Raw genomic sequence first — 13,046 nt, 5'->3', positions numbered from 1 at the left:
AGTTGTTCAGCAATACAAAACGCACAAGCGTTTCAACCCTTCCTCCAGCATTACAAAGCGCTGGGTTGCGGTATTTACAACATATTCAATCAGCAGACATATCAATGCCTAGACGTGATATGCGGCTTTTTATCATCTTTAAAAAACAATAGTTGGAGTGCAGATATGAAAATTCTCATGATTGGGCATGGCATGGTGGGGCATAAATTCATCGAATCTGTACTGGAACAGGCCGGTGATGACATTGAGCTGACCATTTTGGCAGAAGAGCCACATTTAGCTTATGACCGGGTACATTTGACCGAATATTTCAGCGGCAAGTCGGTCAAGGATCTGAGTCTGTGTCGTAGTGATTTTGCCGATGCTTATGGCATTGATTTGCGACTTAATACTAAAGCGGTTGAAATTGATCAGCTCCATAAAACCGTCACCACCAGCCAGGGTGATGTGCTGAGTTTTGACAAGTTGATTCTCGCTACCGGTTCTTATGCCTTTGTGCCACCATTCCCGGGCAATGACCGTCAGAATTGCTTTGTTTATCGTACTATTGAAGATCTGGATGCCATTCGTGCAGCCAGTCTGAATGCCAAAACTGGCGTAGTGATTGGCGGCGGCTTGCTAGGGCTGGAAGCAGCGAAAGCCCTGCGAGATCTGAATCTGGAAACCCATGTCGTAGAATTTGCTCCGCGTCTGATGGCGGTGCAGATTGATGATCTGGGCGGCCGGGTACTGCGCTCTAAAATTGAAGACCTTGGTGTCAAGGTACATACTCAAAAGGCCACGTCAAGTATTGAAGATGGTGACAGCACTCAGCATGTAATGAAGTTCGGAGATGGTTCGGTGCTTGAAACCGATATCATCCTGTTCTCGGCCGGTATTCGTCCGCGTGATGAACTGGCGCGCCAAAGTGGTTTACTGATTGGTGAGCGTGGCGGCATCATCATTAATGATTATTGCCAGACCTCACATCCGGACATTTATGCCATTGGTGAATGTGCACTTTGGGACAATAAAATTTATGGTCTGGTTGCACCGGGCTATGACATGGCGCGTATCGCGGCAAAACATGTACTGGGCCAAGAGAGTCATGCATTCGCTGGCGCCGACATGAGCACCAAACTCAAACTGATGGGCGTGGATGTTGCTTCTATTGGTGATGCACATGCCATGTCCCCAGGTGCTTTGAGCTATTTCTATGCTGATGAAGCCGCGCAGGTTTATAAAAAAATCGTGGTGTCAGCAGATAAGGCCAAGCTGCTGGGCGCGGTGCTGGTGGGCTGTGCCAAAGAATATAGCGATCTCCTGCAAATGATGCTGAATGGTCTGGCTGTACCGGAACAACCGGAAAGCCTGATCATGCCGGGCTTTGATCAGTCGACCTCCAAATCGGGTGGCAGTGGCATCGATTTGTTGCCTGACAGTGCGACCATCTGTTCCTGTAATAATGTTTCCAAAGCTGATATCTGTTCAGCCATTGATGGCGGTGCAACTTCATTGGGGGCACTGAAAAAATGCACGCAGGCTGCAACAGCGTGCGGTGGCTGTGCGCCATTGGTGACGCAGGTTCTCAAATCTGAATTACAGCGTCAGGGTGTCACGGTGAACAATCACCTGTGCGAACATTTTGCCTATTCACGTCAGGAACTATATCACCTGGTTCGTGTGCATGAAATCAAGAGTTTCTCTGACCTGATCCAGCAACATGGTCATGGGATGGGCTGTGATATCTGCAAACCGACTGTAGCCAATATTCTGGCATCCTGCTGGAATGACTTTGTCCTAAAACCTAGCCATGCCGGTTTGCAGGATAGCAACGACTACTACCTCGGCAATATCCAGAAAGATGGTTCCTATTCGATTGTGCCACGTGTGGCAGGCGGCGAGATTACTCCGGATGGCCTGATTACCATCGGTCAGATTGCCAAAGATTATGGCCTATATACCAAAATCACAGGCGGACAACGAATTGACATGTTTGGTGCGCAGGTACATCAACTGCCTGAAATCTGGGAAAAGCTGATTAATGCCGGTTTCGAGTCCGGACATGCCTACGGCAAATCTTTACGTACGGTGAAATCTTGCGTGGGCAGCACTTGGTGCCGTTTCGGGGTCGATGATTCTGTCGGCTTGGCAATTTTCCTGGAGAACCGTTATAAAGGCCTGCGTTCACCCCATAAAACCAAAATGGCAGTATCCGGCTGTACCCGTGAATGTGCAGAAGCACAGAGCAAGGATGTCGGTGTCATTGCCACGGAAAAAGGCTGGAATCTATATGTATGCGGAAATGGCGGCATGAAACCGCGCCATGCTGAACTGCTCGCTTCGGATCTGGATACTCCCACACTCATCAAATATATCGACCGCTTCTTTATGTTCTATATCCAGACAGCAGACCGTCTGCAGCGCACCAGTGTGTGGCGTGACAATATGGAAGGTGGGCTGGACTATCTGAAAGATGTCATTGTGCATGATTCGCTCGGCATTGCCGCTGAACTGGAAAGCCGTATGCAGCATGTGATTGGTACTTATCAGGATGAATGGCGCACCGCAATTGAAGATCCTGAAGTACGCAAACGCTTTAAGACTTTTATCAATGCCAAAGCAGCCGAGCAGAATGACCCGCATATTCAGTTTGCGCCTGTACGTGGCCAGATTCGTCCAAAGACAGAAGCTGAACGTGATTTAAACCGTATTCCAGTGGTTGAAGCCTAAATACCACAGTCAGGGAGAATGAAAATGACAATTTTAAAAGACATGAACGAACTGAACTGGTACGAAGTCTGCAATCTGGATGAGATCACTCCGAATACCGGTGTGGCAGCCCTGATTGAAGATCAGCAGATTGCAATTTTTCGCGTGGGTCAGGAACAGCGGGTTTATGCACTCAGCAATCAGGATCCGTTTAGTCTGGCCAATGTCATGGCACGTGGCATTCTGGGTGATCTGCAAGGTGAGCGTGTAGTCGCATCCCCAATTTACAAGCAGCATTTCAGTCTGGTGACCGGTCGTTGTCTGGAAGAACAAGAGCAGAAATTACTGGTATTTCCAACCCGAATTGAAAATGGCAAAGTTCTGGTGAGTCCGACTCCACAAAAAACTTATATTTCCAGTAATGGTCAAAACACAGAGCGCTTAAAACTGGTACTGATCGGGAATGGACTGGCGGGTATGCGTTGTCTGGAAGACTTGCTGGATATGGCGCCAGATCGTTATGACATTACCGTGATTGGGGAAGAGCCATGGGGCAATTACAACCGGATCATGTTGTCACCGGTATTGTCTGGTGAGAAAAGCTTTGCCGAAATTATGCTGCATTCAGCCGACTGGTATGCTGAAAAAGGCATTCGATTCATTGCTGGGGATGCAGCCATCGCTATCGACCGTTCGCGTAAACAGGTCCACACCCAAAAAGGCGAAGTCGTTGCTTATGATCGTCTGATTCTCGCCACTGGTTCCAAACCCTTCATGCCACCTATTCCGGGTGCTGAACTTGAAGGCGTGATTAGCTTCCGGGATATTCAGGATGTTAACCGCATGCTGGATTACTGCAAAACCAGGCAAAACGCCGTCGTGATTGGAGGTGGGTTGCTGGGTCTAGAAGCAGCTTATGGACTGAAGCAGCAGGGGATGAATGTGACTGTGCTGCACCTGATGGATCGTATTATGGATCGTCAGCTGGATATGAAAGCCAGTCAAATGCTGAAAAAATCAATTGAAGATAAAGGTATCCGGATCATCACCGAAGCCAACACCGAAGAGCTGCTCGGTATGGATGGTCACGTGACTCAACTGCGGCTAAAAGACGGGACAATGCTGGATGCCGATTTGGTGGTCTTTGCTGTCGGGATTCGACCCAATAAAACCCTGGCTGAACAGGCTGGCTTACGCTGCAATCGCGGAGTACTGGTGAATGACACTATGCAGACCTATGACCCGAGTATTTATGCGGTAGGTGAATGTATTGAGCATCGTGGCCAAACCTTTGGACTGGTTGAGCCATTATGGGGACAGGCCTTTATCTGTGCGACGCATCTGGCTGAACATGGCCGACTGACCTTTAAGGCACCGACTGTTCCGACCCAACTCAAGGTTAGCGGATGTGATGTCTTTTCGGCCGGAAATTTTGAACCTCAGGATGATTTTGAAGATATCGTGCTGAATGATGAGAAGCGTCAGATTTATAAACGGATCATCATTCAACAGGACAAGGTCATTGGTGCTGTGCTATTTGGCGATACCGAAGATGGGGCTTGGTATGCAGAACTGATTGCAGACCAGACACCAATTAGTAATATCCGCAGCAAACTGCTTTTTGGTCGGGATTTTGCATTAAAAAAGGCAGGGTAATCGGATAAACCTCCTCCAAACCCTCTTTGAAAAAGAGGGGAACCTCCCTCCTTTGCTAAAGGAGGGTTGGGGAGGATTAAAACTTTTGAGATATAGAAAATATTTAAATCAAACCTGTAAAAACTAGATATCAGAGATTTGGTGAAACACGTGAATTTGGATGATTAAGGAGCACAGCAGCAATGAATAGTATTCCGGTTATGGAACTACATAGCTCTACTGAATCCCAAATAAAAACCACTCAGACGACCTGTCCTTATTGTGGAGTAGGCTGTGGTGTCATCGCGCATGTAAGCCAAACCCCTATGGGTGAAAAGGTTCAGGTTGAAGGCGATGTTCAGCATCCTGCGAACTTGGGCAAGTTGTGTATTAAAGGCAGTCATCTTGCCGATACACTTGGCTTAAAAACCCGGCTTCTGCATCCGATGACAGGGCGAAAAGAGCAGCGGCAAATAAGCACTTGGGATCATGCTATTTCAAGTATTGCCAATAAATTTCAGCAATATATTGATCAGTATGGACGTGACAGCATCGCCTTTTACGTCTCCGGCCAGCTTTTGACTGAAGACTATTATGTGGTGAACAAGTTTGTAAAGGGCTATCTCGGTACTGCCAATATTGATACCAATTCAAGACTGTGCATGTCATCTGCTGTGGCAGCGCATAAACGGGCTTTTGGCGAAGATCTGGTACCGGCCAGCTATACAGATTTTGAGCAGACAGAAATGGTGGTTCTGGTCGGATCCAATACCGCCTGGTGCCATCCGGTGCTTTATCAGCGCATTATGAAAGCCAAAGAAGAGCGGGATTTATTCGTGGTAGTGATTGATCCACGCTTTACCGCAACCTGTGAAGCGGCAGACTTACACTTGCCGATTTTACCAGGTCAGGATGTCGCGCTGTTTAATGGCTTGTTGCAATATCTTCAGCAAAATGGTCATGCCGATCTGGATTTTGTTACACACCATACTCAAGGTCTGGAGCAGGCGCTTGCCAGTAGCTCGACAGAGTCATCACTTGAAAGCGTGGCAAAACGTACCGGTATTGCTATTGAAAAATTAACCTTATTTTTTCAGAAATTTGCCCAGAACGAAAAAATCATGAGCCTGTTTTCCATGGGCGTAAACCAATCCTCTCAAGGAGTAGACAAAGCCAATAGCATTATCAACTGTCATTTATTGACAGGAAAAATAGGCAAACCCGGTTCGGCACCTTTTTCCATGACCGGACAGCCGAATGCGATGGGCGGACGGGAGGTCGGTGGGCTGGCCAATATGCTGGCCAGTCATCTGGATTTGGATAATCCGCAACATCAGCAACTGGTGCAGGATTTCTGGCAAAGCCCGGTCATCGCGCGGCAGCCCGGATTAAAAGCAGTCGATTTATTTCAAGCGGTGGAAAGCGGGAAAATCAAAGCCATCTGGATTATGGCCACCAATCCGATCGTGAGTTTGCCCGATGCAGATCAGGTTAAACGCGCTCTGGAGAAGTGTGAATTTGTGGTGGTCTCCGATATTTGTCTCAACACCGATACCACGCAATATGCCGATGTACTGTTACCGGCACTGGGTTGGGGCGAAAAAGATGGCACAGTCACCAATTCGGAGCGCTGTATTTCCCGGCAAAAGGCTTTTTTACCGGCTCCGGGTGAAGCTAAAGCAGACTGGTGGGCCATTTCCCGGGTGGCTCAGGTCTTAGGTTTTCGCGGTTTTGACTTTAACAACAGTCATGACATTTTTCTGGAACATGCCCGTTTATCTGCCTATCAGAATAGTTCGCTTTCGCAACGTGAAGATACACCGAATTTTCGCTATTTCAACCTGCAAGGTTTAACTCATCTCGGTTTTGCGGAATATCAGAATCTAACACCGATTCGGTGGCCAGTCTGGGATAAGCAAGAAGTTTATCAGGTTGATCAACTATTTAGTCAAGGCCAGTTTAGCCATGCAGATGGCAAAGCCAGATTGGTGCCAACAGTTGCAGCCGATCCGGTACATGCTATTTCTGCTGAATATCCTCTGATCCTGAATACTGGACGCATTCGCGATCAATGGCACACCATGAGCCGTACCGGATTATCTGCCAGTTTGTCCCAGCATCGTGCCGAGCCTTATTGCGAGCTGCATCCGCAAGATGCACTGAAGTATGGCCTGAAAGATGCCGAGCTGGTCGAGGTGAAATCCGCTTGGGGAAGTTGTGTACTCCGTGTGCAATTTTCACAAAATATACGACGTGGCCAGATTTTTGCACCGATTCACTGGAACGACCAGTTTGCATCCGATGCGCGGATTGGCAAAGTGGTGAATCCGGTGGTTGACCCGATTTCCGGCGAGCCAGAATTTAAGCATACTCCGGTGATGATCCAGCCATTTTATACCCAGTGGCAGGGCGTGCTGTATGTACGGGAAGGCTTTGAGCAGAAAATCCAGACCATGATTAAAAATACGGTGTGGTGGAGCAAAACTCAAACCACTCAGGCCATCCGGTATGAACTGGCAGACCGGCGCCGTTTTTCTGATATCACCGGGCAGATCAAGAGCCTGTTAGCCTTTGATGATGAAAGCTTTGAATGGCTGAATCTCGAAGATCAAACGGCGCATATCAGTCATAGTGTGGTGCTTCAGGATGGCCAGTTAATTGCCAGTTTTTATATCGCACCGGCGGCACTATTGCCAGATCGTGACTGGGTGGCAGGCCTGTTTAGACGTGAACGTCTGAGTGCATTACATCGTAAAGCATTGCTGGCAGGTCAGGCCATGTCGATGGGAAATAGTGAAGGGCCATTAGTCTGTAGCTGTTTTAAGGTCGGTAAGAACCGAATTATTCAAACCATTAAAGATAAAAATATCACGCATGAAAAACAGGTAACTGCATGTCTAAAAGCCGGAGGAAATTGTGGTTCATGTTTGCCAGAAATTAGAGGCCTGATTAAAGCCTGCCAGACGGAGTACATAGAATGAAAAGAAGAGTGATGAAGACGGTGTCTTATCCGGAAACTGATGTGGTGATCCTGGCCGGAGGTTTAGCGCGGCGCATGAATGGCATCAATAAATTGCTGCACAAATTTGATGATGAAATCCAGCTCATTAAAATCCATCAGCAGTTGAAGTCCCGGGCAAGCAAAGTTTGGGTCAATAGTCATCGGGATCACTCCATTTATAAACGGATGATTCCTTCGATCGACTTTTATCAGGACGATGAACCCGGTTTTCAGGGACCATTGATGGGCATGAAGAGTGCTTGGTCACATGTACAATCTGATTATGTGCTGTTCGTACCCTGTGATGTGACCTATATTCCCAAAAAAGTCATTTCACGTTTACATCAGGCCCTGCAACGACATCCTTTATCTGAAGTGGCGGTAGTTGAAATCAATGAAAAGGCATTGTTTCCATTCTGTCTGATGAAACGCAGCAGCTTACCCACTCTTATACAACATCTTGAAAATGATCAGCACAGTTTAAAACTCTGTTTTGCTGACATGCACATGCAGCGGGCAAGCTTTAAAAATCGTGCCCTGTTTTTTCACAGTATTAATTCATTTGACGAGCTACAGCAGCATCAACAGCTTAACTTTCTCTAGCGTTTAAAATGCTAAAAGTCGAATTATCATATTCTGGTTCACCAAAATATTGCTTTTTTTATTTTTCGAGCGAACTTTTGGACTAAAAAAGAACAAATATTACCCATTAATATTCATTAAACATAAATTTGTGCAAAGTTGGAACACTTATTGCTCATTCATTGTGAAGAAATAGGGTAGTAAATCAAGACTGTTAAATAACCGTGCAGATCTCATCATGGACCGCAGCAATGAACAGCATGACAGCTTTAGCACCTCGCAGTATCTTTCAGGATCAGTTTGGACGCCAGAAACGTAAGTTGCGGATCTCGGTGACTGACCGTTGTAATTTCAAATGCAGCTATTGCATGCCTGAACATCCGCAATGGATAAATAAAAAAGATTTGCTCAGTTTTGAAGCCCTGTATGCTTTTTGCGAGTTTATGGTGCGACACGGGATTGAGCAGATCCGGGTGACGGGTGGCGAACCGTTGATGCGTCAAGGTATTGTTCATTTTATTGCTCGCTTGCAGACATTGAAAGCCTTTGGCCTGAAACGTATTTCCATGACCAGTAATGGCCATTATTTAAAAGATTATGCTCAAGCGCTTAAACAGGCAGGACTGGACGATCTGAATATCAGTCTAGACAGTCTTGATCCAAAGCAGTTTCAGCAACTGACCCAAAAACAGTTACAGCCTGTACTTCAAGGTATTTCTGCCGCACAGCAGGCAGGTTTGACCGTCAAGATCAATAGTGTGCTCATCAAAGGCATCAATGACAATCAGATTATTCCTTTGGTGAAATGGGCACAGCATCAGGCTATAGAACTGCGTTTTATTGAGTTTATGCCCCTCGATGGCGATCAGAAATGGAATCCGTCTGATGTCATCAGTGAGCAGGATATCCTGGATCAACTGAAAACTGAATTTTATGTCCAGGTATCTCAAGGACAAGGCGCCAATCCAGCCCGTGGCTATTTGGTCAATGGGCAGCCTTTGGGGATTATTTCCACCATTACCCATTCATTTTGCAGTGATTGTGACCGTCTGCGCCTCAATGCCCAAGGTGAATTTTATAACTGTTTATTTGCCAGACAAGGCCTGAACCTTAAGGCAGATATCGAACAACTGGCGCTGGATCATTTCGCCACACAGACATTTCAGCACAAGCTCCACGCTTATATCTGGCATAAAGAGGCCGGCTTCCATGCGATCCAGCAATCACCAATACAAAAGCCGATCCGAAAAATCAGCATGCACAGCATTGGAGGGTAAATATGTCACTCACTCAGCAAAAATTAATTCATATCAAAATAGAAGCCTTCGGTGCGATTGAACGACAAATTCCCACAGATTTAAATTTGCAATGCGAGTCTGAAATTCAGGTTTCTGAAGTCCTGAACCAGTTGCTATCCCTCTATCCCGATATACAGCCCATGCTGGAACGTTGTGCCTGTGCAATCGGTGAAGACATTATTTCCAGACAGAATGTTTTAAATCGTGACAGTACGCTGGTGCTGTTATCGCCGGTAGCAGGAGGCTGAGATGCAACTCAAGTCACTAAAACAATTTGCCCGAATCCAGCAGACTGCTTTTAGTCTGGAGGATTTTGATGGTATCCAGCATTTTCCGGAATGTGGTGGAATCGGCATCTTTGTCGGAACAGTACGTAACCATCATCAGGGAAAAGCTGTGCGTGCCCTGAAATATACTGCCTATGCGCCTGTGGCTGAAAAAATGATTCGTGAAATTGAACAGCAGATCCAGACCAAATATCAGGTGTCTTATGTGCGGGTGGTACATCGGATAGGTGAGCTGGGGGTTGGAGAAATAGCCATTATTGCTATGGCTTATGCCGCCCATCGTCGTGAGGCTTTTGCGGCCTGTGAGGAAGCTGTGGAACGGGTGAAGCATGAAGTTCCGGTCTGGAAAGAAGAATTTTATACGGATGGTAGCAGTCAATATGTCGAAGGCTGTTGTATCCGAAAAGATCATGGACCTGAAACGGATCACTCTCATCATGCAGAAGAAGCGCATTGTCACCATCACCATGTAGCAGAACACGCTTGCCAATCACCATCTAATTAAATGCGTCCAATGAGGATGCATAAGATGAATCACTTTAAAACAGATTTTAAAAATTAGCCTGGGATGAATCATGAAAAATGTAGGGATGAAAGCAGAAAGTTACCGTACAGCAATTGCCACTGGAATCCTGCATGCACCGCCACATTGCATTGAGCTGCTACGTAATGGCAATACTGAAAAAGGTGATGCCCTGAAAACAGCACGCATTGCCGGCATTCTAGGTGCCAAACGGACCGATGAGCTGATTCCATTGTGCCATCCATTACCGATTTATCGTGCCGATGTGGAATATGAACTGTGTGATGCACATGTCGAAATTATTGCTACTGTTGAAACCATTGGACCAACTGGTGTGGAAATGGAAGCTTTGACAGCGGTCAGTCTGGCAGGTCTGACCTTGTATGACATGCTGAAGCCGCATTGTGAACCGGAAGATTTGTCGCTGGATCAATGCAGGTTGCAGCAGAAAAAAGGCGGAAAATCACATTTTACCCGCGTACTTAAAGAGAGTCTGTCCGCTTCGGTTATTGTGCTGTCCGATACGGTTGCAGCAGGTAAAAAGCCGGACACTGCCGGACAAAACGTAATGGAAATTTTAAAAGAAGCCAATTTTGATTCTATTAGTTATCAGGTTATTCCCGATAGCCCAGAACAGCTCTTGACCCTGATTGAACAGCAGAAAAATCAGTATCCGCTGATTCTAACTGTGGGCGGTACTGGCTTAGGTCCTAAAGACCTGACCGTCGAAACCCTACAACCTTTGCTGCAACGGGAAATTCCCGGTTTAATGGAAGCTTCACGTAGTTTTGGGCAAAAACGTACCCCTTATGCAGCATTAAGTCGTGGCGTGGCTGGCTATATTGAGAACAGTCTGGTGATGACCCTACCGGGAAGTCGTCAGGGTGCGAAAGAATCTCTGATCGCGGTACTTCCGGCTTTAGTGCACTTGTTTGATGTGCAAAAAAATATCCCACATGCGGGGGCTATCAATGAATCAGGCACTATCACATTCAGCCTGCGGTGCTGAACCGGGACTGATTTCTGTTGATCAGGCACTGCAGATGTTACTTGAGCAGACGCATATCTTGGTAGCTGAAAGCCTGCCGCTTGCTCGGGCTCTGAATCGCTATCTGGCAGAGAAGATTGATTCGGCCATACCATTGCCGCTGTTTTCACAAAGTGCTGTAGATGGCTATGCGCTTTGCAGTCCAGAAAATGTTAGTGCTTACAGCACTTTTGAACTCATTGGAGAGATTCGGGCAGGGCAAAGTACTGAAATTGAACTGCGGCCAGGTCAGGCGGTCCGGATTTTTACCGGTGCCAGGATTCCAGCAGGAACTACAACGGTCGCCCGTCAGGAAATTGTCAAATGCCATGCCAATCAAATCATTATTACAACAGACCTAAAGCCTCATACGGATATACGTGATGCAGGCGAGGAAATCGCACAAGGGCAGCGTCTGGCAGATGCAGGTCAAAAACTGCATGTAGGTGCAATTGCAGCTTTGAGCATGGCAGGCGTAAAGCAGGTTTCAGTCTATCGTTATCCTAAAATTGCTGTTGTGATTACTGGAGATGAAGTCGCTTCCAGCATTGAAGACCTGAATTCCGGAAAAATCTTTGACGCCAATGCTCCACTGATTCAGGCCTGGTTTCAATCACAGGGTCAAAACGTAGATATTCTGCATGTTTCAGATAATGAGTATGAGCTGCAAACGTTAATACATCGTCTTAAAAACCAATACGACTTCATATTGACCACAGGCGGGGTTTCGGTGGGTGATTATGATTTCATTCGTCCTGTTGCCCTGGAGCAGGGTTTTGAGCAGATTTTCTGGAAAGTGAAGCAGAAGCCCGGAAAACCGATGTTATTTGCCAAGTATCGTCGAGATGATCAAGGTTACTGTTATCTCTTGGGTTTGCCGGGAAATCCGGCTGCTGTGTATGTCGGGATGCAAATCTATACGACAACTTTACTGAATGCCTTACAAGGGCAAAAGCAGTCACCTGCATGGCTTAGTGCGGTAATGACACATGATTTGAAAGCGGATGCACGTGAACGTTTTTTAAGAATGGCTGCAGAATTTGATCAGGGTACTTTAAAGCTCAAAAGCCTGGCGAAACAGCAGTCGCATATGTTGAGTAATCTGATGCAGGCCAATTGTCTGGTACGTATTCCTGCAGCAACAGAAATCCAAGCCGGGCATGTGGTACAGGGTTTGCTGATTTGAAATGCCTGTCGCAATTCTCAATATTCGAATCACATAGAATGAGAAAGATGGATTTATTCAAAGTTCTACTCACTGGCGTGCTGTTGACTAGCCCCATGCTGTATGCCGAAACAGTTAAAATATATGCCGCAGCCAGCCTGACCAATGCGATTACTGATATTTCCAGACTATATGAGCAACAGCATCGGGACATCCAGATCGTTCCGGTTTTTGCTGCGTCTTCGGTATTGGCGAAACAAATTGCGGCGGGAGCCAGCAGTGATCTATTTTTCTCTGCAGACCTGGACTGGATGAATGATCTGATCAAGAAACAAAAAATTCAGATCGGTCAGATTCGACCTTTGCTTTTGAATGAACTCGTATTGATTAGTCCTATTCAGCAAAAAAATCATTTTAAAATGTCAGCCGACTTTAATCTTGCTAAAGCCTTTCAAGGCTATCTATGTACCGGACAAATGGAATCGGTGCCTGCCGGAAAATATGCCAAGCAAAGCTTAACCCGGCTAGGGTGGTTGAATCCGCTTCGGGGCAGAATAGTCGGTACGGATAGCGTTCGTTCAACCTTGGCTTTTGTAGAACGTAGCGAATGTCAGGTCGGCATTGTGTATAGAACTGATGCCTTGATGAGTAAAAAAGTTAAAATTTCGGGGGTGTTTCCAGCCAGTACACATCGTCCGATTGTGTATCCAATCGCTTTAACCCGGCAGGGCCAGAAAAATCAGGCAGCAGTCCAATTTTCTGAATTTATCCAGACGAGTCCAAGGGCCAGGCAGATTTTCCAGAAATATGGTTTTAAGCTTAAGGTAGGCTAACTGC

Annotated in this window: 10 protein-coding genes; all 10 read left to right on the top strand. The window is 46.5% G+C overall.

The genetic code is table 11. The features are described 5' to 3' along the window. Nucleotides 1-165 precede the first annotated feature (165 nt). The 10 genes from nirB (at nt 166) to modA (ending at nt 13,042) form a co-directional block, all read left to right on the top strand. Nucleotides 166-2,712 (top strand): nitrite reductase large subunit NirB, encoded by a 2,547-nt coding sequence (nirB, locus tag HGD77_RS07910; protein ID WP_085064538.1) that lies wholly within the window; start codon nt 166-168, stop codon nt 2,710-2,712. A gap of 24 nt (nt 2,713-2,736) precedes the next feature. Beyond that, entirely contained in the window at nt 2,737-4,347 is a 1,611-nt protein-coding gene (gene nirD, locus HGD77_RS07905; protein WP_004647001.1) for a nitrite reductase small subunit NirD, read from the top strand. Nucleotides 4,348-4,529: 182 nt separating this feature from the next. Next, nucleotides 4,530-7,307, top strand: a complete 2,778-nt coding sequence (locus HGD77_RS07900) for a nitrate reductase (protein WP_168730779.1) — start codon at nt 4,530-4,532, stop codon at nt 7,305-7,307. Then, complete coding sequence (locus HGD77_RS07895; RefSeq protein ID WP_005266359.1) at nt 7,304-7,930, top strand: molybdenum cofactor guanylyltransferase; 627 nt, start codon at nt 7,304-7,306, stop codon at nt 7,928-7,930. Before HGD77_RS07900 ends, HGD77_RS07895 begins: the two co-directional genes overlap by 4 nt. 230 nt (nt 7,931-8,160) lie before the next feature. Continuing rightward, on the top strand, nt 8,161-9,186 hold the full coding sequence (gene moaA, locus HGD77_RS07890) for a GTP 3',8-cyclase MoaA (protein WP_168730778.1): 1,026 nt from the start codon (nt 8,161-8,163) through the stop codon (nt 9,184-9,186). Nucleotides 9,187-9,188: 2 nt separating this feature from the next. Next, the gene (locus HGD77_RS07885; protein ID WP_005266361.1) at nt 9,189-9,455 is read left to right on the top strand and encodes a MoaD/ThiS family protein; all 267 of its coding nucleotides are present in this window, start codon (nt 9,189-9,191) and stop codon (nt 9,453-9,455) included. 1 nt (nt 9,456) lies between these two features. Further along, nucleotides 9,457-9,999 carry a molybdenum cofactor biosynthesis protein MoaE gene (locus HGD77_RS07880; protein WP_005266362.1) on the top strand — a complete coding sequence of 181 codons (543 nt, stop codon included), beginning with the start codon at nt 9,457-9,459 and terminating at the stop codon, nt 9,997-9,999. A 70-nt stretch (nt 10,000-10,069) separates the two neighbouring features. After that, complete coding sequence (moaCB, locus tag HGD77_RS07875; RefSeq protein ID WP_168730777.1) at nt 10,070-11,026, top strand: bifunctional molybdenum cofactor biosynthesis protein MoaC/MoaB; 957 nt, start codon at nt 10,070-10,072, stop codon at nt 11,024-11,026. Continuing rightward, nucleotides 10,989-12,230, top strand: coding sequence for a molybdopterin molybdotransferase MoeA (locus HGD77_RS07870; RefSeq protein WP_005266363.1), 1,242 nt, complete (start codon nt 10,989-10,991; stop codon nt 12,228-12,230). The genes moaCB and HGD77_RS07870 overlap by 38 nt, the downstream gene beginning before the upstream one ends. A 47-nt stretch (nt 12,231-12,277) precedes the next feature. Then, nucleotides 12,278-13,042: a molybdate ABC transporter substrate-binding protein gene (gene modA / locus HGD77_RS07865; RefSeq protein WP_168730776.1), complete on the top strand. Its 765-nt coding sequence runs from the start codon at nt 12,278-12,280 to the stop codon at nt 13,040-13,042. Nucleotides 13,043-13,046 lie beyond the last annotated feature (4 nt).

It is taken from the genome of Acinetobacter sp. NEB149 (genome assembly GCF_012516415.1).
In the GTDB taxonomy this organism is placed as follows: domain Bacteria; phylum Pseudomonadota; class Gammaproteobacteria; order Pseudomonadales; family Moraxellaceae; genus Acinetobacter; species Acinetobacter lwoffii_V.
The sequence above is the reverse complement of the archived record's forward strand: the minus strand, read 5'-3'. Positions and strand labels throughout refer to the sequence as shown.